Annotated in this window: 26 protein-coding genes and 1 pseudogene; 7 read left to right on the top strand and 20 right to left on the bottom strand. The window is 47.9% G+C overall.

All coding sequences use genetic code 11. The annotated features are described in order from the left end of the window. Positions 1-75: 75 nt before the first annotated feature. The 3 genes and pseudogenes from FHQ30_RS01195 to glpQ all read left to right on the top strand — a co-directional run. Positions 76-2,248, top strand: a pseudogene (locus FHQ30_RS01195) (Tex family protein); the annotation flags it as partial. Between the two features lie 376 nt (positions 2,249-2,624). Beyond that, positions 2,625-4,082, top strand: coding sequence for a glycerol-3-phosphate transporter (gene glpT, locus FHQ30_RS01190; protein WP_139610581.1), 1,458 nt, complete (start codon positions 2,625-2,627; stop codon positions 4,080-4,082). An 86-nt stretch (positions 4,083-4,168) separates the two neighbouring features. Then, a complete protein-coding gene (gene glpQ / locus FHQ30_RS01185) occupies positions 4,169-5,263 on the top strand; it encodes a glycerophosphodiester phosphodiesterase (protein ID WP_139610582.1) in 1,095 nt (364 codons plus the stop codon). A gap of 84 nt (positions 5,264-5,347) precedes the next feature. Here glpQ and FHQ30_RS01180 read toward each other — a convergent pair whose 3' ends face one another. The 6 genes from FHQ30_RS01180 to asnA all read right to left on the bottom strand — a co-directional run bounded on the left by FHQ30_RS01180 (position 5,348) and on the right by asnA (position 11,735). Continuing rightward, entirely contained in the window at positions 5,348-5,857 is a 510-nt protein-coding gene (locus FHQ30_RS01180; protein ID WP_176552601.1) for a cytochrome b, read from the bottom strand. A 157-nt stretch (positions 5,858-6,014) separates the two neighbouring features. Further along, a complete protein-coding gene (locus FHQ30_RS01175; protein WP_139610584.1) occupies positions 6,015-7,151 on the bottom strand; it encodes an N-acetylneuraminate epimerase in 1,137 nt (378 codons plus the stop codon). A 221-nt stretch (positions 7,152-7,372) separates the two neighbouring features. After that, positions 7,373-8,743: a bifunctional UDP-N-acetylglucosamine diphosphorylase/glucosamine-1-phosphate N-acetyltransferase GlmU gene (gene glmU, locus FHQ30_RS01170; protein WP_139610585.1), complete on the bottom strand. Its 1,371-nt coding sequence runs from the start codon at positions 8,741-8,743 to the stop codon at positions 7,373-7,375. 158 nt (positions 8,744-8,901) lie between these two features. Beyond that, complete coding sequence (locus FHQ30_RS01165; RefSeq protein ID WP_139610586.1) at positions 8,902-10,206, bottom strand: ammonium transporter; 1,305 nt, start codon at positions 10,204-10,206, stop codon at positions 8,902-8,904. 63 nt (positions 10,207-10,269) lie between these two features. Next, positions 10,270-10,608, bottom strand: coding sequence for a P-II family nitrogen regulator (locus FHQ30_RS01160; protein WP_139610587.1), 339 nt, complete (start codon positions 10,606-10,608; stop codon positions 10,270-10,272). A 134-nt stretch (positions 10,609-10,742) separates the two neighbouring features. After that, complete coding sequence (asnA, locus tag FHQ30_RS01155) at positions 10,743-11,735, bottom strand: aspartate--ammonia ligase (protein ID WP_132965145.1); 993 nt, start codon at positions 11,733-11,735, stop codon at positions 10,743-10,745. Between the two features lie 181 nt (positions 11,736-11,916). On the opposite strand from asnA, the gene asnC reads away from it, so the two are divergent. Both asnC and udp read left to right on the top strand, forming a co-directional pair. Then, positions 11,917-12,378: a transcriptional regulator AsnC gene (asnC, locus tag FHQ30_RS01150; RefSeq protein ID WP_132965147.1), complete on the top strand. Its 462-nt coding sequence runs from the start codon at positions 11,917-11,919 to the stop codon at positions 12,376-12,378. A gap of 113 nt (positions 12,379-12,491) precedes the next feature. After that, positions 12,492-13,247, top strand: a complete 756-nt coding sequence (udp, locus tag FHQ30_RS01145) for a uridine phosphorylase (RefSeq protein ID WP_139610588.1) — start codon at positions 12,492-12,494, stop codon at positions 13,245-13,247. 74 nt (positions 13,248-13,321) lie between these two features. Here the strand turns inward: udp and FHQ30_RS01140 are convergent, their stop codons facing one another. From FHQ30_RS01140 to FHQ30_RS01090, 11 genes are all read right to left on the bottom strand, one after another. Then, positions 13,322-13,537, bottom strand: coding sequence for an HP1242/YdcH family protein (locus tag FHQ30_RS01140; RefSeq protein WP_139610589.1), 216 nt, complete (start codon positions 13,535-13,537; stop codon positions 13,322-13,324). A 195-nt stretch (positions 13,538-13,732) separates the two neighbouring features. Continuing rightward, positions 13,733-14,380 carry a bifunctional 4-hydroxy-2-oxoglutarate aldolase/2-dehydro-3-deoxy-phosphogluconate aldolase gene (locus tag FHQ30_RS01135; RefSeq protein WP_139610590.1) on the bottom strand — a complete coding sequence of 216 codons (648 nt, stop codon included), beginning with the start codon at positions 14,378-14,380 and terminating at the stop codon, positions 13,733-13,735. A 206-nt stretch (positions 14,381-14,586) separates the two neighbouring features. Next, positions 14,587-15,840 (bottom strand): murein hydrolase activator NlpD, encoded by a 1,254-nt coding sequence (nlpD, locus tag FHQ30_RS01130; protein WP_139610591.1) that lies wholly within the window; start codon positions 15,838-15,840, stop codon positions 14,587-14,589. 14 nt (positions 15,841-15,854) lie between these two features. After that, positions 15,855-16,430, bottom strand: coding sequence for a YqaA family protein (locus FHQ30_RS01125; protein ID WP_139610592.1), 576 nt, complete (start codon positions 16,428-16,430; stop codon positions 15,855-15,857). Next, entirely contained in the window at positions 16,427-17,053 is a 627-nt protein-coding gene (locus tag FHQ30_RS01120) for a protein-L-isoaspartate(D-aspartate) O-methyltransferase (RefSeq protein ID WP_139610593.1), read from the bottom strand. Before FHQ30_RS01120 ends, FHQ30_RS01125 begins: the two co-directional genes overlap by 4 nt. 1 nt (position 17,054) lies before the next feature. Continuing rightward, positions 17,055-17,795, bottom strand: coding sequence for a 5'/3'-nucleotidase SurE (gene surE / locus FHQ30_RS01115; protein ID WP_139610594.1), 741 nt, complete (start codon positions 17,793-17,795; stop codon positions 17,055-17,057). An 11-nt stretch (positions 17,796-17,806) separates the two neighbouring features. Further along, positions 17,807-18,844, bottom strand: coding sequence for a tRNA pseudouridine(13) synthase TruD (truD, locus tag FHQ30_RS01110; RefSeq protein ID WP_139610595.1), 1,038 nt, complete (start codon positions 18,842-18,844; stop codon positions 17,807-17,809). After that, a complete protein-coding gene (gene ispF / locus FHQ30_RS01105) occupies positions 18,844-19,323 on the bottom strand; it encodes a 2-C-methyl-D-erythritol 2,4-cyclodiphosphate synthase (protein WP_139610596.1) in 480 nt (159 codons plus the stop codon). Before ispF ends, truD begins: the two co-directional genes overlap by 1 nt. Beyond that, positions 19,320-20,018 carry a 2-C-methyl-D-erythritol 4-phosphate cytidylyltransferase gene (ispD, locus tag FHQ30_RS01100; RefSeq protein WP_139610597.1) on the bottom strand — a complete coding sequence of 233 codons (699 nt, stop codon included), beginning with the start codon at positions 20,016-20,018 and terminating at the stop codon, positions 19,320-19,322. Before ispD ends, ispF begins: the two co-directional genes overlap by 4 nt. Then, positions 20,018-20,302, bottom strand: a complete 285-nt coding sequence (ftsB, locus tag FHQ30_RS01095) for a cell division protein FtsB (RefSeq protein WP_132965169.1) — start codon at positions 20,300-20,302, stop codon at positions 20,018-20,020. The genes ispD and ftsB overlap by 1 nt, the downstream gene beginning before the upstream one ends. Before the next feature lie 148 nt (positions 20,303-20,450). Continuing rightward, positions 20,451-21,272: a carbon-nitrogen hydrolase family protein gene (locus FHQ30_RS01090; RefSeq protein ID WP_139610598.1), complete on the bottom strand. Its 822-nt coding sequence runs from the start codon at positions 21,270-21,272 to the stop codon at positions 20,451-20,453. Between the two features lie 299 nt (positions 21,273-21,571). Here FHQ30_RS01090 and aqpZ point away from each other — a divergent pair, with 299 nt between their 5' ends. Both aqpZ and greB read left to right on the top strand, forming a co-directional pair. Continuing rightward, positions 21,572-22,264 carry an aquaporin Z gene (aqpZ, locus tag FHQ30_RS01085; RefSeq protein WP_139608294.1) on the top strand — a complete coding sequence of 231 codons (693 nt, stop codon included), beginning with the start codon at positions 21,572-21,574 and terminating at the stop codon, positions 22,262-22,264. 99 nt (positions 22,265-22,363) lie between these two features. After that, on the top strand, positions 22,364-22,843 hold the full coding sequence (gene greB / locus FHQ30_RS01080; protein ID WP_139610599.1) for a transcription elongation factor GreB: 480 nt from the start codon (positions 22,364-22,366) through the stop codon (positions 22,841-22,843). Here greB and FHQ30_RS01075 read toward each other — a convergent pair. The 3 genes from FHQ30_RS01075 to FHQ30_RS01065 all read right to left on the bottom strand — a co-directional run bounded on the left by FHQ30_RS01075 (position 22,840) and on the right by FHQ30_RS01065 (position 25,056). Continuing rightward, positions 22,840-23,304 carry a SoxR reducing system RseC family protein gene (locus tag FHQ30_RS01075; RefSeq protein WP_139610600.1) on the bottom strand — a complete coding sequence of 155 codons (465 nt, stop codon included), beginning with the start codon at positions 23,302-23,304 and terminating at the stop codon, positions 22,840-22,842. The two genes, greB and FHQ30_RS01075, sit on opposite strands and share 4 nt — an antisense overlap. Positions 23,305-23,306: 2 nt before the next feature. Beyond that, on the bottom strand, positions 23,307-24,323 hold the full coding sequence (locus tag FHQ30_RS01070; protein ID WP_139610601.1) for a MucB/RseB C-terminal domain-containing protein: 1,017 nt from the start codon (positions 24,321-24,323) through the stop codon (positions 23,307-23,309). Between the two features lie 145 nt (positions 24,324-24,468). Next, positions 24,469-25,056: a sigma-E factor negative regulatory protein gene (locus FHQ30_RS01065; RefSeq protein ID WP_139610602.1), complete on the bottom strand. Its 588-nt coding sequence runs from the start codon at positions 25,054-25,056 to the stop codon at positions 24,469-24,471. Between the last annotated feature and the right edge of the window lie 32 nt (positions 25,057-25,088).

Raw genomic sequence — 25,088 nt, 5'->3', positions numbered from 1 at the left:
ATCCGCCCCTACTTTTACATTTCACCTTTACCAGCAATTTGAGCTCTTTTGCATTGTTACCCAAGAGATTTCATTATGCTAAACCAAATCATCAGCCAAACCATTGCACAAGAACTGAATGTGCAGCCGAAACAAATCCTTGCCGCCATCGGTCTGGTGGACGAAGGCAACACGATTCCGTTTATCGCCCGCTACCGTAAAGAGGTGACCGACGGCTTGGACGACACCCAATTGCGCCATTTTGAAACCCGTTTACTGTATCTGCGTGAACTGGACGAACGCCGCCAAACCATTTTAAAGTCGATTGCCGATCAGGGTAAGCTCAGCGCTGAACTGCAAGCCAAAATCGACAACTGTCAAAGCAAAACCGAACTGGAAGATCTCTATCTGCCATATAAACCCAAACGCCGTACCAAAGGACAAATTGCAATTGAAGCCGGTTTGGAACCGCTGGCCGACAGCCTGTGGCAAAATCCGCAACAAGCACCGGAGCAAGCCGCTGAGCAATTTATTAATGCAGAAAACGGCGTGGCTGATGTCAAAGCTGCACTGGACGGCGCGCGCTATATTTTGATGGAACGTTTTGCCGAAGATGCGGAATTATTGGCCAAAGTGCGTGCCTATTTGCAGAAAAATGCCGTATTAGTGGCGAAAGTGATTGAAGGTAAAGAGAGCGAAGGGGCTAAATTTCAAGATTACTTTGCCCACCAAGAACACCTCGCCAAAGTGCCGTCACACCGAGCATTGGCGATGCTGCGCGGACGTAACGAAGGCGTTTTGCAACTGAGTCTGAATGCTGATCCTGATCAAGACGACAGCATACGCCAAAGCTATTGCGAAGAGATCATCCGCCAACATTTGGGCGTGAATTTCAACCAACAAGCGGCAGACAGTTGGCGCCAGCAGGTGATCAGCTGGACTTGGCGGATTAAGATTTCGCTGCATTTGGAAACTGAGCTGATGGCGGCGTTGCGTGAACAGGCGGAAACGGAAGCGATTGAAGTGTTTGCCCGCAACTTGACCGCACTTTTGATGGCGGCACCGGCAGGTGCGAAAAACACCATGGGGCTGGATCCCGGTTTGCGCACTGGTGTGAAAGTGGCAGTGGTGGATAACACCGGAAAATTACTCGCAACTGAGACTATTTATCCACACACCGGACAAATGGATAAAGCCATGGTGAGTGTTTACCAGCTGGGGAAAAAATACAACGTCGGCTTAATTGCCATCGGCAACGGCACGGCATCGCGCGAAACCGAACGTTTTGTGACCGAGGTTTTGGCAAAATCACATGATTGGCAGGCGCAAAAAGTGGTGGTCAGCGAAGCCGGTGCCTCAGTCTATTCCGCTTCCGAATTGGCGGCGCAAGAGTTTCCACAGCTAGACGTTTCGTTGCGTGGCGCTGTTTCGATTGCCCGTCGCTTGCAAGATCCACTGGCCGAGCTGGTGAAGATTGACCCGAAAGCGATCGGCGTGGGACAGTATCAGCATGATGTCAATCAAAGCCAACTGGCACGCAAACTGGATGCGGTGGTTGAAGACTGTGTGAATGCCGTCGGAGTGGATCTGAACACTGCTTCGGCACCACTGTTGGCACGGGTTGCCGGCATGAGCGCCACGCTGGCACAAAATATTGTCAATTACCGTAATGAAAACGGGCGTTTCGACAGCCGTGAGCAACTGAAAAAAGTCAGCCGTTTAGGACCAAAAGCCTTTGAACAGTGTGCCGGATTTATGCGGATCAGCAACGGCAAAAATCCGTTGGATGCCTCTAGCGTGCACCCGGAAGCCTATCCGGTGGTGGAAAAAATCTTACAAGCTACCGCCCACACCATTCAGGATCTGATCGGCAATTCAAGTGCGGTCAGCGCACTGAATCCTGCACAATTTACCGACGAGCGTTTCGGTTTGCCGACCGTACGCGACATTTTAAATGAATTGGAAAAGCCGGGGCGTGATCCACGCGGTGAATTCAAAACCGCCACCTTTATGGACGGCGTAGAAGCGATCACCGATTTATCGCCGGGTATGATCTTAGAAGGCACCGTGACTAACGTCACCAACTTTGGTGCTTTTGTCGATATCGGTGTTCATCAGGACGGTTTGGTGCATATCTCATCATTATCGGATAAATTCGTGCAAGATCCGCATGAAGTGGTGAAAACCGGCGATGTGGTAAAAGTCAAAGTGATGGACGTGGACATCGCCCGCAAACGCATTGCCTTAAGCTGCCGTTTAGACGAACAACCGCAGGATAAAAACAGCTCAAACCGTGGCAGTGAACAGAACAAAAGTGCGGTCAATTCGCCGACAAATCCAAAAAATCATAGCCGCCGTCATGCGCCGCTTGGTAATAATGCCTTTGCCGATGCGTTAAAAAACTGGAAAAAATAGCTGTATCAAAACCGTCCGAGATCAAAAACGGACGGTTTTTTTTGACTATTATGGAGTAAATATTCGCCCATTTCCAAAATGAATGTGATTTCCCTCTCAATTTTCATAATCGAAAACTCAAAGTCCGAATGAAGCTGTTACAATGTGCGAGAAGATACATATTGTTTGCTATGTATCCCTACATATGATTAATTCAATAATAATTCTTATAAAATAAGAAGAGGTGTTCTATGATTGGTTTTTTTAAACCGGCGGCACATAAGCCGTTATTACCTCAAGAGAAAATCGACCCAACTTATACTCGGCTGCGTTGGCAGGTGTTTATGGGCATTTTCTTTGGTTATGCAGCATACTATTTTACCCGCAGTAATTTCGATTTAGCACAAAAAGGCTTGATCGAAGCCGGGTTATACACCAAAACACAACTGGGGATTATCGGGATTGCGCCGGGTTTGGCGTACGGACTGTCTAAATTCTTTATGGCAGCGATTTCCGACCGCTCCAACCCGAAAATGTTTATGCCGTTCGGTTTAGCACTTTCCGGAATGTGTATGACCCTGATGGGCTTGGTGCCTTGGGCAACCTCCGGCATTTTAATCATGTTCGTACTGCTATTTATCAACGGTTGGTTCCAAGGTATGGGCTGGCCGCCGAGCGGACGCAGCATGGTGCACTGGTGGTCGAAAAAAGAGCGCGGTACTATCGTGTCGATCTGGAACACGGCGCACAATCTCGGTGGCATGATGCCGGCGGTATTGGTCGGTTTAGCCAGTGTGATTTACGCTGCAAACCACCCGGAAGTCACCAAAGTCACCTTCGGTCACGTTTGGCAAGAAGCCTTGTATTATCCGGGTATTGCGGCAATGATCGCTTCGGTTATCATCTATTTTGCGTTGAAAGATACCCCTCAATCCTGCGGTTTGCCGCCGATTGAAGAGTATAAAAACGACTATCCGGAAGATTACAACGAAAAAACCTACGAACATGAACTGAATACCCGTGATATTTTCGTCACCTATGTGTTGAAAAACCGCCTGTTGTGGTACATCGCCATCGCTAACGTGTTCGTTTATCTGATCCGTTACGGTATTTTGAAATGGTCACCGGTCTATTTGGGCGAAGTGAAACACTTCGATATCAAAGCCACCGCTTCCGCCTATGCCATCTATGAATTTGCTGCGATTCCGGGCACGCTGTTGTGCGGTTGGATGTCGGATAAAGTGTTCAAAGGCAGACGCGGTCTGACCGGCTTTATCTTCATGGTGATGGTGACGATTGCGGTGGTGATATTCTGGATGAATCCGGCGACACCTGAAGCGGAACTGGCGCATTATGCAACGCTGCCGTGGTATCAAAACCCGTATCAATTGACTGACTTTATCATGATGACCATCATCGGTTTCCTGATTTACGGTCCAGTAATGTTAATCGGCTTGCACGCCTTAGAGTTAGCGCCGAAAAAAGCGGCAGGAACGGCGGCGGGCTTCACCGGTTTATTCGGTTATTTGGGCGGTACAGTAGCAGCCAGTGCGGTGATCGGCTGGGCAGCAGACACCTACGGTTGGAACGGTGGTTTCTATATCATGATCGGTGGCTCGGCACTGGCTTGTGTGCTGATGTTGATCACTATGGTGGAAGAAGCCAAACATAAAGCCAGAATTGCAGAAGAAGATCGCTTGATCAAATAATGCAACTTAATAGTGGAAAGGCGAACATTGTTTCGTCTTTCTTTTTACTTAAATTCTGCGATATTATTAAAAATAAGGAAAATGTTATGAAATTAAAAACCTTAGCTATCGTACTGGCAGCGTCAACCGCACTTGCCGCCTGTGTTGGCGGTAATCAGCACGCTAGCAACCTGAGCAATCAAGAAAAATTGGTGATCGCCCATCGTGGTGCCAGCGGTTATTTGCCGGAACACACGCTAGAATCCAAAGCGTTGGCATTCGGACAGAAAGCCGACTATTTAGAGCAAGATTTAGCGATGACCAAAGACAATCGCTTAGTGGTGATTCACGATCACTTTCTGGACGGCTTAACCGATGTGGCGAAAAAATTCCCAAAACGTGCGCGCAAAGACGGACGTTACTATGTGGCAGATTTCACCTTGAAAGAGATTCAAACGCTGGAAATGACTGAAAACTTTAAAGTCGAAAACGGCAAACAAGTGCAGGTCTATCCGGGGCGCTTCCCAATGTGGAAATCGCATTTCACCATTCACACTTTTGAAGATGAAATTGAATTTATCCAAGGCTTGGAAAAGTCCAGCGGCAAAAAAATCGGGATTTATCCTGAAATCAAAGCCCCATGGTTACACCACCAAGAAGGCAAAGACATTGCGTTGGAAACCCTGAAAGTCTTGAAAAAATACGGTTATACCACGAAAGATTCCGCAGTTTATCTGCAAACCTTCGATTTCAACGAACTCAAACGCATCAAAACCGAATTACTGCCAAAACTGGGCATGGACATCAAATTGGTTCAATTGGTGGCTTATACCGACTGGCATGAAACCGAAGAGAAAGATGCTAAAGGCAAATGGGTGAATTACGACTACGACTGGATGTTCAAACCGGGTGCAATGGCTGAAGTTGCCAAATATGCCGACGGGGTCGGACCGGGTTGGTATATGCTGATTGACGATAAAAAATCCACGGCGGGCAACATTCAATACACCGAAATGGTCGCTGATATCGCCGCCAACAAACTAGAATTACACCCGTATACGGTGCGCAACGATGCGCTGCCACCGTTTTTCAGCAACATCGACCAAATGTTCGATGCGTTATTAAACAAATCCGGCGCCACCGGTGTCTTCACCGACTTCCCGGATATGGCAGTGAAATTCTTGGGTAAAGATAAGCAATAACCACGCTTGATACCTAAAGTGCGGTCAGACTGAAAAGCTGACCGCACTTTTTGTTGCTGGGCAAAACGATTATTAATTTAACCACTATTTCCTGTGCGGTGACATGCTTTTTAATACCTCATCTTTGAAATAGAAATGGTGCAGCAACGCTGCCGCCGCATGCAATCCTGCTAATACCAGAAATAAATTGCCGAGAAATGGATGAAGTTCCCCAACAAAATGTAGCAGACTACCATTGTTATTTAACGGGATAGCCACGCCAAATGCACTGAACTGCTGTGTTTTGTTAGCCAGTGCCAACCAGCCGCTCAGCGGAATCAATGCCATGCAGAGGTAAAGTGCGGTTTGCACGATTTTTGCCGCTTTTTCTTGCCAATCGGCTAGCGCTGGCTGTTGTGGAATGTGGCGGCGGTAGAAGAACCGAAGAGGCAAGCGCACTATAAGCATACTTGCCACCAGCAGCCCGCTAAAAACATGCAGCTCCCCGATCAAGCCGTCGCGGGTCGGATGGCCGCTGCTGAGGTAGGCGATCAGCACCAATACAACCGTGAACCAATGGCTGTAAATCATTGCGTTAGGGTAACGAGTTGTCATTATCATATCCTTACTCATCATTATTGAACTTAGCCAATATTATATGCGGCAAAATTAGCTACAAATTAGGACGTACTGATTCCTTTATGTATTGATAAAAAAATCCCCTTAACCTTAGGGTAAGGGGAAAGAGGACAAACTCAATAGAGGAAGTTTGTTATTCAATCATTAATTTACTGCCGTCGTATTCCAATACTTGGATCGTACTCAGCGCCTTGCCATTCTCATTTTCACCGCCAATCAACAATACCTGATTGTGGTAAGAAACACTGACCGCACCGCTGACCGGATTGGTAAGTTCCCCGATCATTTTCCAACGTCCGTTTTTTAGCGCATAAATCTCTTTTTGTTGGACTTTTGCTAGACTCTGGTGAGCAAACAGCTCTCCGGCAGCAAATTGAGCTTGCGCTCCCGGAAAATTTGCACCACCTACAATCAAATAGTAGCCGTGGCTGTAACCAACACCTGCCCACGCAATGCCTTCTTGCGATTTGCCTCGCAATGTCGGCAAATTCGGCAGCGCTTTCCAACTGACCCCTTGCGCTGAAAGTCGCCCCTGTGCAGTAGTGGCGCTTGTCAAGCCGGGTTTAATCTCACCACTGACCACTAACAGTGTTTCACCTTGCCCTAACACAGCAGCCCCGATTCTCGGTTCAAAAGGGATTTTACCTTCATTTCGCCATTGGTTACTGTATGGCGTATAACTCAGCAATTCGTTGGTAAAAAAATAGTCCTGTGGACGTTTTTGAAAAAATGCCTCATCTACCACTTGTCGTTGTGCCGGATCTGAGGCGACGGCATAATCTTGTAAATAACCGTTTAACAAGGATAAATTAGCTCCGCCGAGCAGATAAATTTTTCCGTTATGAGTTACCGCACCACCGCCAGCCAAACCTCGTGGTGCCTCCGCATTGAGCTTGACCCAACGATCTTGCTGCGGATCATAACGGTGTACATCATTAATAAACTGGCGAACGCCCTGTTCATTGCTTTGCTGTCCACCAAAAACATATAACTGCTGATCCAGCACCGCAACAATTGGCTGTATTCGCTCACCACCCGGGAAATCAGCAATCGGTTGCCACTTTGCCTTGCTCTCTGCTGCTTGCAGCGACAACCGATAAAATTTGTCACCCGCAGTGCCCAAACCGACATACAGCATATCGCCAATCAACGCACCGCCGCCTTGCTTAATCGGCTGCGGCAAATCCGGGTACGCTGCTGACACAGCAACTGCCGTTGTCAGACACAAACCGAATATAAGACGGGATAACAGGGTTTTTATCGCTTTCATACTCTCACTTAGGTTAGAACTTGGCGATAATTCAACCAACACTGAAAGGTAATTATCATTCTTTATGTCAGGATGATATATTTACTCCATTTATAAAAGCAATATTAAATTCAATTTTGTTACCGGAATTTCAAGGAAGATCACACTTTTGCTACAAACATGGGGATATTTTATGCCGTAAAAGTGCGGTTTGTAGCTTTTACGGCAGGAGAAAAGGCGAGTTATTTTTTCTTGGTCGGACGCTGCCAGTTGGCAATATGGCGCTGTGGCACACGGCTAATCACCAGCTCGTTGTCGGCAACATCTTTGGTAATCGTTGCGCCGGCGCCGATGGTTGCCCCGTCGGCAATCTTGACCGGTGCTACCAACTGGCTGTCGGAACCGACAAACACATTATCACCGATAATGGTTTTGAATTTATTCACGCCGTCATAGTTGCAGGTGATCACCCCGGCACCGATATTGCAATTACTGCCGATTTCTGCATCGCCGACGTAGGTCAAATGGTTCACTTTTGAACCTTTGCCGACGTGTGATTTTTTAATTTCGACAAAGTTGCCGACATGGGTTTCCGCTGCCAACTCGGCGCCTGGACGCAGCCGTGAGAACGGGCCAATCACCGCACTTTCGCCAATCACCGCATCATCAATCACCGAATACGGTTTGACTTCAACATCCGCAGCAATCCGGCAGTTTTTCAATATGCAACCGGCGCCGATCCGCACTCGGTCACCCAGCTCTACTTTGCCTTCGATAATCACATTGACATCAATTTCTACATCTTTGCCGTGCAGTAGTTCGCCACGCAGATCAAACCGAGCCGGGTCAATCAACATCACGCCCGCCAACAATAGCCGTTTGGCCTGTTGCTGCTGATAATAGCGTTCCAATTGCGCCAGTTGCAGCCGATTGTTAGCGCCCTCGACTTCCATCCGATCCGCCGCAGGCACGGCACAGACTTGGCAGCCGTCTTGATTCGCCAACGCAATCACATCCGTGATGTAATATTCGCCTTGGGCATTGTTGTTATTCAAACGTGACAGCCAGTTTTTGAAGCTGGCGCCACTGGCGACCATCACACCGGTGTTGACTTCTTGAATCTTGAGCTGCTCAGAATTGGCATCTTTTTGTTCCACAATCGCCACCACATTGCCGTCCTTGCGGATAATCCGTCCATAACCGGTCGGGTCGTCCAGTTTCACCGTCAACAGTGAAATACCATGTTGTGGCTTAGCGGCAATCAGCTTTTCCAACGTCGCCTGTGTAATCAACGGACCGTCGCCGTACAACATCAGAATGTCTTCATCATCGGCAAAGTGCGGTGCTGCCTGCTGCATCGCATGACCGGTTCCCAATTGTTCCGCCTGCAACACCCAGTTAACCGGCTCTGCTTGCAACCGCTGCTGCATCAGCTCGCCGCCATGACCATAAATCAGGTGAATATTGTTGGTGCCTAACGCTTTTACGGTGTCGATCACATGCTTGACCATCGGTTTGCCTGCAACATTATGCAGCACCTTCGGCAGTTCTGAATACATTCGGGTGCCTTTACCGGCAGCTAAAATCACCACACTTAATTTTTGTTCGCTCATTTTCGATTTCTCTCGTTTAAATCAGATTGCACAGATTTTACCTTAAATTTAACGACTGATAAATGCAAATAACCGCACTTTATTGCCGAGCAATTCGGCAGCAAAGTGCGGTTAAGGTGTGCGGTTAAATGACGCTATTCAATCACTCAGTGCTGGCCTTATTCAACCCGCTCGCCATGCAACACCACATCCAATCCTTGGCGTTCTTCGTCTTTTTCCACTCGCAAGCCGGTGATTTTGCTAACCAGAAAGAACAGGATCACACTGCCGACGCCGCTGTAACCCACCGTAATCAAGATACTTTTAATTTGCACCCACAGACTGGCGCCACCACCCGTGATGTCGGTCGAAACAAACACACCGGTCAATACTGCGCCAACGATACCACCGATACCGTGAATCCCAAATGCGTCCAACGAATCGTCATAGCCTAACCAATATTTGAGTTTGGTTGCGCCCCAAAAACAGATCACACCGGAAATCAAACCGATGAAAACCGCACTTTGCACGCTGACAAAGCCCGCAGCCGGGGTGATCGCGACCAAGCCTGCTACCGCACCGGAAGCTAAACCCAACGCTGACGGTTTATGTCCCAGCAAGCGTTCGGTCAACATCCAAGCCACTGCCGCCGCGGCTGTCGCAATTTGTGTGGTTGCCATTGCCATCCCGGCACGACCGTCCGCTGCTAATGCGGAGCCAGCGTTGAAGCCGAACCAACCGACCCACAACATCGCCATGCCCACCAGCGTCAATACCAAGTTGTGTGGCGGCATCGCTTCTTTGCCATATCCAATGCGTTTACCAATAATCACTGCGCCGACTAAGCCTGCAATACCGGCATTGATGTGGATGACCGTGCCGCCGGCATAATCCAACACACCATCAGCCGCCAACCAGCCGTCCGGCCCCCAAACCCAGTGCGCCGTCGGCACATAAATCAACAGTGACCATAAAGCGCTGAACAATAACATGCCGGAAAATTTAATCCGTTCGGCAAAAGCGCCCGTGATAATGGCGGCGGCGATCACGGCAAACGCCATTTGAAAAAGCATAAACACCGGTTCCGGAATGGTGGCGGCACCAGGGAAGATCGTCAGTTGTTCACTTTCGGTAAAGACATTCATACCGCTCAGGAAAAAACGCTCCGTCCCGCCGATAAAGCCATTATTGGAGGTGAAAGCTAAGCTGTAACCAAAGCACATCCATAACAACGAGATTAAGCAAGCAACGGCAATACTTTGCACCATGGTCGCCAACACATTTTTCTTCCGTACCATGCCAGCATAAAACAGTGCTAAGCCGGGCAATGTCATAAATAGTACCAAAATCGCCGAGACCATCACCCAAGCAGTATCGCCTGCGCTGATGTCCGACATCGGGCGGATCCAGTCCGTCGTTTCTGAGGCAAAGCCTGCAGCAGGCAGCAGGGCGGTCATGCCGCCGATAACAAGTGATTTTTTCATGTTTTCACCTATACAGTTGTTTCCGAGTTTAAAATGAAATAAAAATAAAAAATTAAAGCATCGTTAAATGGCATTTTCATCGGTTTCACCGGTGCGGATGCGAATCACTTTATCCACCGGTTTTACAAAGATTTTGCCGTCACCGATTTTTCCGGTGCGCGCCGTTTGGCAGATGACCTCGACCGCTTGCTCGGTCAATTCATCGCTCAACACAATATCCAGTGAAATTTTAGGCAGAAAATCCACCGCATATTCGGCACCACGATACAGCTCGGTGTGTCCTTTTTGCCGCCCGAAGCCTTTGACTTCAGTGACGGTGATGCCTTGGATGCCGATGTCGGACAAGGCTTCACGGATCTCATCTAAACGGAAGGGTTGCACAATGGCAGTGATTTGTTTCATAAGTTTCTCCTTAGAAAGTCATACAATAAAACTTAAAATGAGGAGCAAACCTAATTTGTCTGACGACATAAAAAAGGTTGCTTTCCGAGTAAATATCAAAAAATAAAAATAAAAAAAGTACTGCTAAAAATCGCTTACAAAATATTTTCGTACTGATCGGTAATCCGTTTTGGCCACACGCTGGACTGCACTTGTCCGATATGTTCTTTATGCAGCAACAACATCGCCATGCGCGACTGTCCGATACCACCACCGATCGATTGCGGCAATCTGCCATTCAATAAATCCTGATGCCAAGGAAATTCAGCGCGTTCTTCGTTGTTAGTCAACGCCAACTGATGCCGAAGTGCGGTTTCATCAACCCGAATCCCCATTGAAGACAACTCAAATGCCGATTGCAGCACCGGATTCCACACCAGAATATCACCGTTCAAGCCTTTATATTCGCCTTCGCTTGGCGTAGTCCAATCATCATAATCCGGCGCTCGTCCATCGTGCGGTTTGCCGTCAGACAGCTTGCCGCCGATCCCGATTAAAAATACTGCGCCAAACTCTTTGCAGACCGCACTTTCGCGTTCTTTGCCACTCATATTCGGATAGCGACGCACCAGATCTTCGGTGTGGATAAAGGTGATCTCCGACGGCAGCGAGCCTTTAATCCCAAACTGCACTTCCACCATTTGCTCGGTTTCTTTGATGGCAGTGTAAATCGAGCGCACCGTTTGTTTTAAAAAGTCCAAATTGCGACTGCCTGCCGGAATCACTTTCTCCCAGTCCCATTGATCAACAAATACCGAGTGGGTTTGATCAAGGCTGTCTTCATCGGGGCGCAACGCAATCATGTGTACAAACAACCCTTCGTTTGGCTGGAAATCAAAGCGTCCCAACGTATGGCGTTTCCATTTTGCCAAGGAGTGCACCACTTCAAAGCGCACCCCGTGAATTTCACGAATATTCACCTGCACTGCATTTTCCACGCCGGACAGATTGTCCTGCATACCATTGCCGACTTGACTAAGTAGCGGCCCTTGCACCTCAACGATTTTTAAGTGTTCTTTTAACATTTGTGTGAAGGTGTTTTTAACGAAACTGATTTCTTGTTGTTGCAAAATAAAGGAATTTTTCATAATTTATCTAAAGTTTATCTGGGTTGATTAAATAAAAAAAACGTTTTGCTTGTCGTTTTTATGCATTATTCAACAAACAAACAAAAAATTCCAATACTTTTTTAATTTTTTTTGTTAATATGTAGTCATTAATCAATAGAAGCATATTTTTTTTGAAAAAAAACTAAAATCGGAGAAGCGTATGCAACATACCAGCCACATTGATGCTCTTGATCAACAAATCTTGCGAGTTCTGACCAAAGATGCCCGCACCCCTTATGCCGAAATGGCGAAAAAATTCGGGGTCAGCCCGGGAACAATTCATGTTCGAGTGGAAAAAATGCGCCAATCGGGCGTGATTGAAGGCACGAAAGTGCGGATCAACGAACGCAAACTGGGTTATGATGTTTGTTGCTTTATCGGCATTATTCTAAAAAGCGCTAAAGACTACGACACCGTGATTAAAAAGCTGCAAACTTTTGACGAAGTGGTCGAGGCTTATTACACCACCGGCAATTACTCTATCTTTATCAAGGTGATGACCCACACTATCGAAGAACTACATGGGGTGTTGGCAAACAAAATTCAGCTGATAGATGAGATCCAGTCCACAGAAACACTAATTTCTATGCAAAATCCTATTCTGAGAGATATAAATCCATAATGGTTTGGCGTAGAATATCTGCCTTAGGTTATAGGGCGTGTTGAGGTAATATCTCAACACGCCCTATATAGGTTTTATAGATAGATCAATAATAATAACAAGGAGATGTTTTTATGGCAGATGTATTTCATTTAGGGTTAACCAAAGCGGATCTGGAAGGGGCAACAGTTGCGATCGTCCCGGGCGATCCGGCACGTGTCGAGCGTATTGCTAAGCAGATGGACAAACCTAAATTTTTGGTCTCTACCCGCGAATTTACCTCATGGTTAGGCTATGTCAGCGGCAAGCCGATTATGATCTGTTCCACCGGGATCGGTGGTCCTTCTGTTTCAATCGCAGTAGAAGAGTTAGCACAATTGGGCGTGCGCACTTTCTTGCGCATCGGCACCACCGGTGCGATTCAGCCACATATTAATGTCGGTGATATTTTAGTCACCACCGGTGCGGTGCGTTTAGACGGTGCCAGCCAGCACTTTGCGCCGTTGGAATACCCGGCAGTAGCCGATTTCACTTGTACTTCGGCGCTGTACCAAGTTGCCAAAGAAAGCGGCGCAGCGACCTATGTCGGCATCACGGCTTCTTCCGATACATTCTATCCGGGACAAGAGCGCTACGATACCTACAGCGGCAAAATCTGCCGCCGTTTCAAAGACTCGCTGAAAGAGTGGCAACAACTGAACGTGATGAATTTTGAGATGGAATCTGCCACCTTATTCACCATGTGCTCAGCGTTAGGCTTAAGAGCTGGCATGATTTCTGCCGTGATCGTCAACCGCACCCAGCAAGAAATTCCAAACGAAAGCACCATCAAAGCCGCTGAAGGCACAGCGGTAGCCTTGGTGGTGAAAGCGGCTGGACAGCTGGCTTAAACCTTAACGATAGTCAGATAAATCAATCCCGCAACATTGGCCAATGTGCGGGATTTTTGATATTAGCGCCTATCCTAGGCTACTGCGTTTTTCAAAATCAGATATAACTCATCTTTGAGGCGCAGCTTCTCTTTTTTCAGATTTTCCACTTCGGTCACCGTACCCAATTCTATATTGGTTTCAATGGCTTTGATTTTGTGGTCAAGTTCATTGTGCTTGTCAAACAAACGGCTAAAGTGGGCATCTTCTAATTTCAGACGGCTGATCAAATCACGATATTCTGGAAACATACTAAAACTCCTGTTAAATGATGGGAATAGACGGAAGCAAATCAATTTTGTTTTACTCTAACACCAAATAGCAAATATAACTCAGCGACAGTTCACAAAATTGACTTTAATTAGGGTTTGTTGATGTTTGTTTATATAGTGAAATAAAAAACAGGACGCCACCGCTGCATCCTGTCAATGATAAAGCGAGTCTGCTTATTTGCGTAAACCGCCAACAAACTGCACCGCTTCTTGCGTGAGGCGTGTCACTTCATCCCAATTTCCAGCGGCGATTGCCTCATTCGGAATCATCCACGAACCGCCCACCGTCGCCACACAATCCAATGCCATATAATTAGCCACATTTTTCGGGCTAATCCCGCCGGTCGGGCAGAACGTCAACTGTGGCAATGGGGCAGAAATCGCTTTCAATGCCGGAGCACCGCCATTGGCTTCTGCCGGAAAAAATTTCAAATGATCGTAGCCCAATTCAAGTGCGGTCATCATCTCAGATGGCGTTGAAGTGCCTGGCATTAAAGGCACTTCGCCCTGCGCGGCATGTTTTAATAACGACAGCGTCGCTCCCGGCGAAATAATAAATTTCGCCCCTGCTGCAAGTGCCGCATCATATTGCTGTGGCGAAATCACTGTTCCGGCGCCCACCAGCGCCTCTGGCATCGCTTCACTGATGATTTTAATCGCCTCTAGTGCCACCGCACTGCGCAAGGTAATCTCAAACACCTTGATGCCGCCTGCCGACAGTGCTTGCGCCATTGGTAACGCATCCTTTAAATGTTTGATCACCATCACCGGCACCACCGGGGAAGCGGCAAAAACCGTACTGGGTTGTAAACTCCAATTCATAGCAAAAATCCTTGTTAAAAATTCCGTCAATCAAAAAACACAATATCAAAACAGCTTTTTAAAGATAGCAAAAAAACGGACCACTGTCGCATATCACACGATGAAAAGTGCGGTTTGAAGCCATTTTTTGTGATCTTGATCACCTAATATAAACACAAACGGACAGAAAATTCTGTCCGTTGTTTGAGCTAAAACGAGCTGTACGCTTAACGCGACGGTAAGTAGCGAGCCGGATCGACTGATTTGCCTTTGTAACGGATTTCAAAATGCAGTTTGACCGAATTAGTGCCGGAGCTGCCCATTTTGGCAATTTGCTGTCCGGCGCTGACTTCTTGCTGGTCTTTGACCGAAATACTTTCATTATGCGCATACGCACTGAGGAAATCATCATTGTGTTTGATGATAATCAGATTGCCGTAGCCGCGCAACGCATTGCCGGCATACACCACCCGCCCTGCGGCAGCGGCATTCACTGCTTGTCCACGTGAGCCGGAAATATCGATACCTTTATTGCCGCCGTCTGAAGAGGAGAAGCCTTGAATCACTTTGCCGTTGCTCGGCCAGCGCCAACTGATGTTAGAATTAACCGCACTTGGTGGGGTCGTATCCACACGAGTAGCTGCTGTGGCTACTGTTCCTGCCGTTGCCGTCACTGCTTGTTGTGCTTGCTGTTGCTGCGCCATAGTGGCGGCATTACCGGCTGAGGCCTTCACCGGTCCGATAATCGTACCGTCAGAGCCATATTGAGTATTATTCGGACCCGGTGTATAAGAAACCGCTGGTTGGGTAACGGCTGGAGTTGTCGCTGGTGCTGATTGTGCCGCCACCGTACCGACTGCCGGCGCTGAGCTAGGTGCAACCGCACTTGCTCCGTTGCCAATTTTCAAAACTTGTCCGACTTTCAGATTGTAAGGCTCGCTCATCTGGTTTTTCGCCGCCAGCTCTGCCACATCCATACCGGAAATATAAGCGATTAAAAACATGGTATCGCCTTTACGCACGGTGTAGCTATCGCCTTTATAAAAACCTTTATCAATTTGATTATAGATTGGAGCGTTAGTGGCGCTGTCACGCGGGATCGTGAAATCCTGTGAGGCATTATTAGTACGAGTTTGGCTGTTCACCGCCGTGCCGACAGTTTGAGTAGCCTGCTGCACTTGTCCAATCGGCTGTTGTACCGCACTTTGTACATTTTGCTGCACCTGTTGCGTTTGGGTTTGCGCTTGTCCGATCGGCTGTTGAATGGCTTGTTGCACCGACATACTTTCCGGCATGCTTTGCTGCTGAATTTCAGGCTGCCAACTACCATTGCTCGCACCACTGGCTTCAACCGGCTGCATAATGCCCGGAGACAGGTTGCCGTCCGCACTTTGTACCGGCGCACCGCCACTGCTGCTACAACCGGCTAAAACAGCCAACGCCAGCGCAGTTGCCGGGAAAAAGAACAGTTTATTTTTCATGTTTAAATCCTTGACTAACGTAAAATAAGATAAGCGATAACCGCTAAGACTACCACGCCCCAACCGATCACTTCAATAGAACGGCGCAACTTGGCTTCAATTTTTGGCCCACCCCAGGCGGACAATTTCGCGACCAGAATAAACCGTGCCGCACGGGAAACAAAGGCAGTCACGGCAAACGGCAGCAGTGCCATATGCAACAACCCGCCGGCAATGGTGAATACTTTATAGGGAATCGGCGAGAAACCGGCGACGAATAATACCAAGATCCCCCACTGGTCAAACCAAGCGATCACCTGTTCCATCTTCGCCTGATAACCAAATTGGATAATATAATGTTGAACAAAATCATAAGCGTAATAGCCGATTGCATAACCGAGCAATCCGCCCAACATTGAGGCAAGTGCGGTGTAAAGCGCATATTTCATTGCTTGTTTAGGCTTGTTCATCGCCATTGGAATTAACATCACATCCGGCGGAATCGGAAAAAAGACCGCTTCAATAAAGCTGACAAAGCACAACCAATAAACCGCTAAACGGTGACGTGACCACTGCATGGTCTTATCATACATTTTACTAAAAATTTTCACTGTAGCTCTCCTGCCACCAACGGTACAAATTTAACATCTTCTATATTTTCCACTCGATACCGATCGCCGATTCGAGTAATCAATTGCAATATTTGATTGCAAACTCCGATTGGGATCACCATTCTGCCGCCGTCACGCAGCTGTTGTAGCAACTCAATCGGCATATTTTCAGCCGCAGCAGTCACCATAATCGCATCAAACGGCGCTTTAGCTTTCCAGCCCTCCCAGCCATCAGCATGGCGCAGTTGCACATTATGCAACTCCAATTTTTTCAGGCGGTAAATCGCTTGCCATTGTAATTTTTTAATTCGCTCCACGCTATAAACTTTATGGCACAATTTTGCTAAAAGTGCGGTCTGATAGCCACTGCCGGTGCCGATTTCCAACACATGATGCTCGGCTTGCAATCCCAACAGTTCGGTCATTCTGGCGACAATGTAGGGCTGTGACAAGGTTTGTCCTTCGCCAATCGGAATCGCCATATTTTCATAACAACGGCGAGTGAACGCCTCCTCCACAAAAAACGCACGCGGAATCTCATAGATCGCCTGTAAAATAGCCTGATCTTTGATTCCCTGCGCCTGAAGGCGCTGCACCAAGCGGCGTTGTTCGATTTTAGACATCTTACGCCGTTTCCAACCAATGTTGTAGCCGTTGCAGTGACTGGTGTGCCGTCATATCAGTTTGAATCGGCGTCAAAGAGACATAGCCGTGCTCCACGGCATGAAAGTCTGTTCCCTCACCACTGTATTCCGGCAGACCGCTGGCACCCACCCAATAGATGCTTTCGCCACGTGGATCAATCTGCTTCACCATTTCACTGGCTGATTCGCGATAACCCAGCTTGGTCACTTTCGAACCTTTTAAATCGGCATAAGGAATATCCGGCACGTTGATGTTGATGATTTCGCGCGAACTCAACACATTGTCGTGCAGTTTCGGAATCAAATCACACACCACCTGCGCTGCGGTTTCAAAATAGATTCGTCCGTCTAATGACACCGCAATCGACGGCAACCCCAAGTGTCGTCCTTCCAACGCCGCTGCGACTGTGCCGGAATAAATAACGTCATCGCCTAAATTCGCACCGGCATTGATGCCGGAAACCACCAGATCAACCCGTCCGGCAAGGAAACCGTTCAGCGCCAAATGCACACAATCCGCCGGCGTGCCGTTGATACAATAGTCACCGTTTGCTAATTTTAGCGGTCGCAGCGGTTCAACCAAGGTTAACGAGCTCGAGGCTGCACTGCGGTTACGATCCGGTGCCACAATGGTCACAGTGGCAAATTTGCGTAATGCCGCCGCCATGGTTTGAATTCCCTCGGCGTGGATCCCGTCATCGTTACTTAACAAAATATGCATAATTGTCCTTGTTATTCTTCTTTTTCACTCAATAAGGCCACTTCACGCACCAGCGCCGTGGCATAACTGCCGCTGTCCAGATAAAACGATAAACGCAAGCCGTCTGCCACAAACTGCCAAGTGAAATCTTGCGCCTGCGCCAACAATGCGCGGCGCGCATTTTGCAACCGCTCTTGCTGCATTAAAGCCAGCAATTCAGGGTGTTGCTCTACCACCGCTCGTTCACGTTCGGCGGCTTCGGCTTGGCTGTCCAGCGGCTGTGAACCGACTAGCGCTGCGGTCAAAGCAAGATCATGTTGCTGCAAGCGCAACTGTAACAACGGCAATTCCGCTGCCGTTGCCACAAACCAACTGTGTGAGCCTTGCAATTGCAGCACATCACCGTCTAACACCGTCGTTGCCAACTGATCTTCAATCCGCTGTGAAACGATTAAATTAAACAATTCACTGCGGGCGGCAGAGAGGTAAAAGCTACGCTTTTTACGGTCTTTAACTTGAATTTCACCTTGCGCCCAACGCAGTGCCTGAGTCAAATTATGCCCGTCACGTCCGAAGCGTTGCTCCATAAAATAGTTGGGAAAACCGCACTTTTCAATTTGTTGTAAACGCTGAATCAAATCGGCACTTTGCTGCAAATCACGCAATAAAATCTCAAAACGGTTGCCTTGCAAGCTGCCGATGCGGATTTTGCGATTATGGCGGCTGACGTGCAAAATTTCAACGCCCTCCTCAACGCCCTCCAATGCAAACTGGCTGAAATCCGGTGTCGCCTTGCCCGGCAGATGCAGGCAAAACCACTGCTCAGTGACTGCATGGCGATCTTTCAAGCCGGCATAACTCATGTTTTTGGCGGAGATACCTGCAAATGCCGCCAACTTCTCGCCAACAAACAAGGTATTGGCATTGGTTTTGCGTACCTTTAAGGCAACAAATTCGCCTTCGCCACTGATGGCGTAGCCCAGCTCTTCTTTCACGATAAAATCGCTGAATTCAACTTTTAAGCGGGCGGTTTGTTGTGGTTTGCCGTATAAATATTGCAGTTCTGACATCAGCTATCCTTAAGCAGCAGTGCTACCGCTTCACAGGCAATACCTTCGCCACGCCCAGTAAAACCCAGCTTTTCCGTGGTGGTTGCCTTCACATTGACTTGTTGCACATCACAGCCCAAATCTTCGGCAATGCAAGCACGCATCGCGTCAATATGTGGTCGCATTTTCGGCGCTTGCGCAATAATCGTGACATCCACATTGCCCACTCGGTAGCCTTGCAACCGCACTTGGCGATAGGCTTCACGCAATAAGCCACGGCTGTCAGCACCTTGATATGCCATATCGGTATCGGGGAATAATTTACCGATGTCGCCCAACGCCACTGCCCCCAGCAAAGCGTCGGTCAAGGCGTGCAGTGCTACATCACCGTCCGAATGTGCCAACAACCCCTTTTCATAGGGAATTGCCACGCCGCCAATGATTATCGGCCCTGCGCCGCCGAAAGCGTGTACATCAAAACCATGTCCTATGCGTATCATTTGCCGTTTCTCCGTTGTAAATAAAATTCCGCCAAGGCCAGATCCTCCGGCCGGGTGATTTTCAAATTATCCGAGCGCCCTGACACCAAGTGCGGTCGATAGCCCAACAGCTCCATCGCCGAGGCTTCATCCGTCAGGATCAAATCCTGTTCAAACGCATGGGCATAGGCTGTTGCCAGTAATTCGGTAGGGAAGAATTGCGGGGTTAAGGCGTGCCACAATTGCGAGCGATCTTCAGTGGCTTGAATCTGTTGTGCACTATCGGCACGCTTAATCGTATCGGTTGCCGGATACGCTAAAATAGCCCCGTTTGGATCGTCAATTTGCAGCAATTTATCCAAATCTTGATGGGTCAAACAAGGGCGTGCCGCATCATGCACCAGCACCCAACTCTCGCCATTCCCGATTTCTACCGCACTTTGCAACGCAGCAAACACCGAAGCCGCACGGGTTTCACCACCGTGTACAATCTGAATTTGCGGATGTTGCGCTAAACCCAATTGCCGGATGTAGGGGTCGTCTTGCGCCACCGACAAAATCACTTTTTCAATCGGCGCATAACTCAACAGCACGTCCAAGGTGTGTTGCAAAATCGGTTTGCCGTTCAGCAATAAATACTGCTTGGGTTTATCCTGCTGCATCCGACTACCGACACCCGCCGCCGGCACGATGGCAATAATATTACGCGCCACCATTATTGATATTCGTCCGCTTTCATCAAACGGTAGAAAACTTCGTTGGATTTAACCATGTCGTGTTCTAGGCGGGCACGTTCTTCTACTGCCGCTACACCCTCTTTCAAATCTTTGATTTCTGCCATAATCAATTGATTACGCTGCGCCAACAGGGTGTTTTCCGCCGATCGTTGCTCAATTTCCTGCTGCACCGCCTGATAATCACGGTAGCCGTTTTTGCCGAACCAAAAGCTGTATTGAAACAGCAGCAGCAGACCACCAAGGATAATGATCAATACCCGCATACTTGCCTTTCCTGTTTGAGTGAAAATGGGGATAGTTTACCTTGAAACGGGGAGAAAATGGAATTTTAAACCAACCAATTAATAAAGATTTGTACTAAAACAGCACTTTTATCGACAAAACGGTAAAAGTGCGGTTTGCCGTCGAGCCTTAGGAACGGATAAATAACTGACGGTGATCCAGTGCCGGCAGTTGTGAGCGCACTTCAGCCAAGCGCCGAAAATCAAGGGTCGCCAGCGCAAAACCTTCGCCTTCGCCGACACCGCTGATAATCTCCCCCCAAGGGTCGATGATCATACTTTGCCCAAATGTAGTACGCCCATTTTGATGGCGTCCGCCTTGTGCCGAGGCAATCACATAACACTGATTTTCGATGGCTCTGGCACGCAACAGCACTTCCCAGTGCGCCTTGCCGGTGGTGTATGTGAACGCTGCCGGCAACACCAGCACGTCATACGGGGTTTGGGCGCGAAACAATTCAGGAAACCGCAGGTCATAACAAATCCCTTGCCCAACCTGAATATCGCCAATCTTCAGTTGTGGCACTTGATAACCGGCTTGAATGCTGTCGGCTTCGCAATATTTTTCACCGATGCCGGTGTAGCTGAACAGATGGATTTTGTCGTAACGGGAAAGTAGTTCGCCCTGTTCACCATACACCAACATACTATTTAACACTTTATTGTCTTCACTGCTGCGCAGCGCAATCGAACCGGAAAATAGCACGATGTTCAGCGCCTTTGCCAGCTCGGATAGTAATGTTTGTAATCTGCCCTCACCAAAAGCTTCGGCGATCGCCAGCTTGTCCTGCTCATGCGCCCCCATTAACGCCCAATATTCCGGCAAAACCACCCATTTTGCCCCAGCTTTGGCGGCTTTGCGTACGAGTGTCTGCATCGTATCGATATTGTTATTGATATCTGTGGTTGAAACCATTTGAATGGTAGCGACTTTAAAATTGGCTGCCGTCATATGCCCTATCCTTCTGTATTACCTCTATCGATTTCAGTATCGCTTGATTCTATTCCGAAAACAAGCTTTCTGCGCTATTTTTAAACGAATTCATGTCGTTACCCATCAAATTACAACTCCTTATGATGGTCAAATTATAGCGCACAAAAAGTAACATAGTGGTATTATCTGTACTCAAAATCTAAATACTTTTTTTAGAATTAAATATAAACATCATATGAAGCGAAATAGTGTTTGTAGTCTGCTTCTGAATAGCGTAATATTCGCTCGTTTTTACATCAACAAAAGGATATTTTAGTATGAACAAATATTTTGCTGAATTCTTTGGCACATTCTGGTTGGTCTTCGGCGGTTGCGGAAGTGCGGTTTTGGCAGCGGCTTATCCTGAATTGGGTATCGGTTTTGCCGGTGTCGCATTAGCATTCGGTTTAACCGTATTAACCATGGCCTATGCGGTCGGACACATCTCCGGTGGTCACTTCAACCCGGCAGTTTCCGTCGGACTAATGGTCGGTGGTCGTTTCAGCGCAAAAGAATTACTGCCATACATTATTTCTCAAGTGGTGGGCGCCACAGCGGCGGCGGCTGTGTTGTACTTCGTTGCCACCGGTAAAGCGGAATTCGACGCAGTAGCCAGCGGTTTTGCCAGCAACGGTTACGCTGAGCACTCGCCAAACCAATACAGCTTAGGCGCAGCATTGGTGATCGAAGTGGTACTAACCGCCTTCTTCCTGATCATCATCATGGGCGCCACCGATGAGCGTGCGCCGAAAGGGTTTGCCCCGATTGCGATCGGCTTAGGCTTAACCCTGATTCACTTGATCAGCATTCCGGTAACCAATACCTCGGTTAACCCGGCACGTAGTACCGGTGTTGCCTTGTTCCAAGGCGGTTGGGCAATTGAGCAACTATGGTTGTTCTGGTTAGCACCGATTGTCGGCGCAGCACTCGGCGGTATCATTTACCGTTCATTATTATCCGGCAACAAATAAGCATTTATTTTGCTCATATAAGCCGCTTTCTGGCAACGGAAAGTGGTTTTTTTGTATGTTATACTCTGCTTTTCGAGCAACAAACCCTATTATTCAATCATGGCAAAATCAAACTACATTACTCGCAACGGCTGGAATGTGCTGGATCAAGAATTGAAATTTCTCTGGCGTGAAGAGCGGCCGAAAGTGACGCAGGCGGTTTCTGAGGCGGCGGCATTGGGCGATCGCAGTGAAAATGCGGAATATATTTACGGCAAACGTCGCTTGCGTGAAATCGATCGCCGGGTGCGCTTTTTAAGCAAACGCTTGGATGTGCTGCAAATCGTGGATTATCACCCGAAACAAGAGGGCAAAGTGTTTTTCGGGGCGTGGGTGGAATTGGAAGATGTCGATGGCAACAACAAGCACTATCGGATTGTCGGCTGTGATGAATTTGATCCGCACAAAAATTGGATTTCGATTGATTCGCCGGTCGCACGCGCCTTAATCGGCAAAGCGGTTGACGATGAAATCAAGGTCAATACCCCGTCCGGTGAAGTGGTGTGGTATATCAATAAAATTTGGTATCAGGCGGATTAAGGCCGGTCATGACGAAAAGTGCGGTTTAATCTGCGCAAAAAAATCGGTTGATACAACGCATGGCGGCTTAAACGGTCGCTGATTTTTTTGATGCCGACAAAGGCAAGTGCGGTCATCGCCAACACAAACAGCGCAAGAATCAGTTCGTTATCTAAATACAGCGAGCCGACCACGGTCGAAAGCAAAAGTGCGGTCAGTGGCACGATATACAGCAGCATCGCCGAGAGGAGCATTGATTTTTCTTGCAGACCAATTTCGATCAAATCGCCCTGCCGCAGCGGTTCGGCAACGGCAATTTCAAACAACAAACTGCCATCGTTTTTGCTGCCGTTCAACTCAGAGAGCGCCGCCGCACCACAACCGGCACGCGCCGCACAACCGCCACACCCTTGTTTGGTCTCACACCGCACTTTGGCGATGCCGTTGTGGTAGTCCGCTACCACTGCGGTTTCAATCAACATCGTTATTGTCCGCTGCTGTCAAAGCTGAGATCTTTGACAATCCGTTTTGCCGTCGCCAATGGAATCTGCCCGATTAGCGTGATTTCACGGTTATTCAGCACTTCGCTGTAAATCGTATTGCCTGCCTGCTGCCAGTAGTGCTCGCCCAATTTGTCTTCAATGTTATGATTGATATATAAACTGAAAGAGAAAAGCCCGTCACTAAACATCACGCTTTCTAACATGCCTATTTCTGTTTGATAGTATTCGTGCTTGATTTGTTGAAATCCCGGCGGCAGCCATGCCAAACGCCATTGTTGTTTACCCGGCAGCGCATCACCTTGTACATTAATCAACGGTGGTAAATTAAGTTGATCTAAGCGACTGCTCAGCGTTTGTAATTCAATCGCATCTTGTTGCAGCGCAATCACCCGAAATTGCTCCAACAATTCGCCGTTGCGTTCCAACATATCGCTGCGCAGTAACAGGTGGCTCTGCTCATCCAGCCATAAAACATACTGGTAACGAAAATCATCTTTCGGCAGCAGCCGAATCACTTGAGCAACCCGATCAGCGATACGGGTTTTACCGGCATCAACAAAATCATAATAGCTTTTCAGCTTATCATAATCCGCATAGACCACACTGGGAATATTGTCCAAAATATATGGACCTTTAATACTGAACGGCTGATAGCCGTTGCCGTAATAACTGATAATAGCATCACGTTGCACCACTTCCTGCTGCACACCGTCTAAAGCAGATAATTGAGCGTAGTGGCGCTGATTGGTAAAAACGTGACGATATTGGTAGCTGTTAACCTGATTCGGTAAGATTTGGATAAACGCCATTTCATAATTGCCGTGGCGCCATGTTTGCGCCATTCGTTGCAGTGTATCCAACAGTGTCGCAGGCAATGCCGGATTTTGTACCGGCTCGCCCAATGGCTGAAGTGCCGGTTGGCTATTCTGTTGTGCGTTTAATATGCTAGAAAAGGTTAGGGCTGCACAGATAACCCATACTGTTTTAAATAACTTCATAAAGGTCTCAACATAAACCGACTAGAGTGGATTAAATTTGTTTTAAGACAAAACACACTAACACAGTATTAGAACCAATTTAATTCACTATAAAACAAATTCACCACCCAAAGGTGGTGAATATCCTCATCGCATTATGGTTTGCTTACTCACGGCTAGCGGCAGCACTCAAGGGCGGAGTATGGCTGCGGCGCTGCAATTCATAATTTTGCAGCATCATATTAATCCGCTTGCTTTGCTGTTCAAGCTGCGCCTGAGTCGGCACATCTTGGCTTGGAGCATTATAGCTGACCTGCTGAATATTATTGGTAAATGGCAGCGTTTGCAGCACCGGATTATCGGCAACCGCTACGCCATTGTCACTTTGCAGATAATTCTGTACACCAAAAACCGCAACCAAGCACACGGTTGCTGCCACAGCAACTTGAGTCAGCGGCGCAAACAAACCTTTGAGTTTTTGCATAAACGGCAATTTTTCTACTTCGGCTGGCGTTGGTTGAGCCACTGTCGCTTGGGCAGCAAAGTGCGGTGCCGGCTCTGCGTCAATTAGCGTCGCCATTTTCGCGGTAAAATCGGCACCGAGCAGCACCGTCGTTTCCTGACGTACCACGGTACGCACCAGATGGTAGTGATTCCATGCCTGTTGAAGTTCTTCATCTTGGCAGAGAGAATCAAGCAGGTGATCATTCTGATATTCTCCGTCTAGATAAGCTGAAAGCAACTCTTTTTGCATTTTAATCTACTCCGCTATTTTTAATCAATTTT

The organism is Testudinibacter sp. 'clade 2' (genome assembly GCF_006227735.1).
Lineage (GTDB): Bacteria > Pseudomonadota > Gammaproteobacteria > Enterobacterales > Pasteurellaceae > Chelonobacter.
This window is presented reverse-complemented; position numbering and strand designations above follow the sequence as displayed.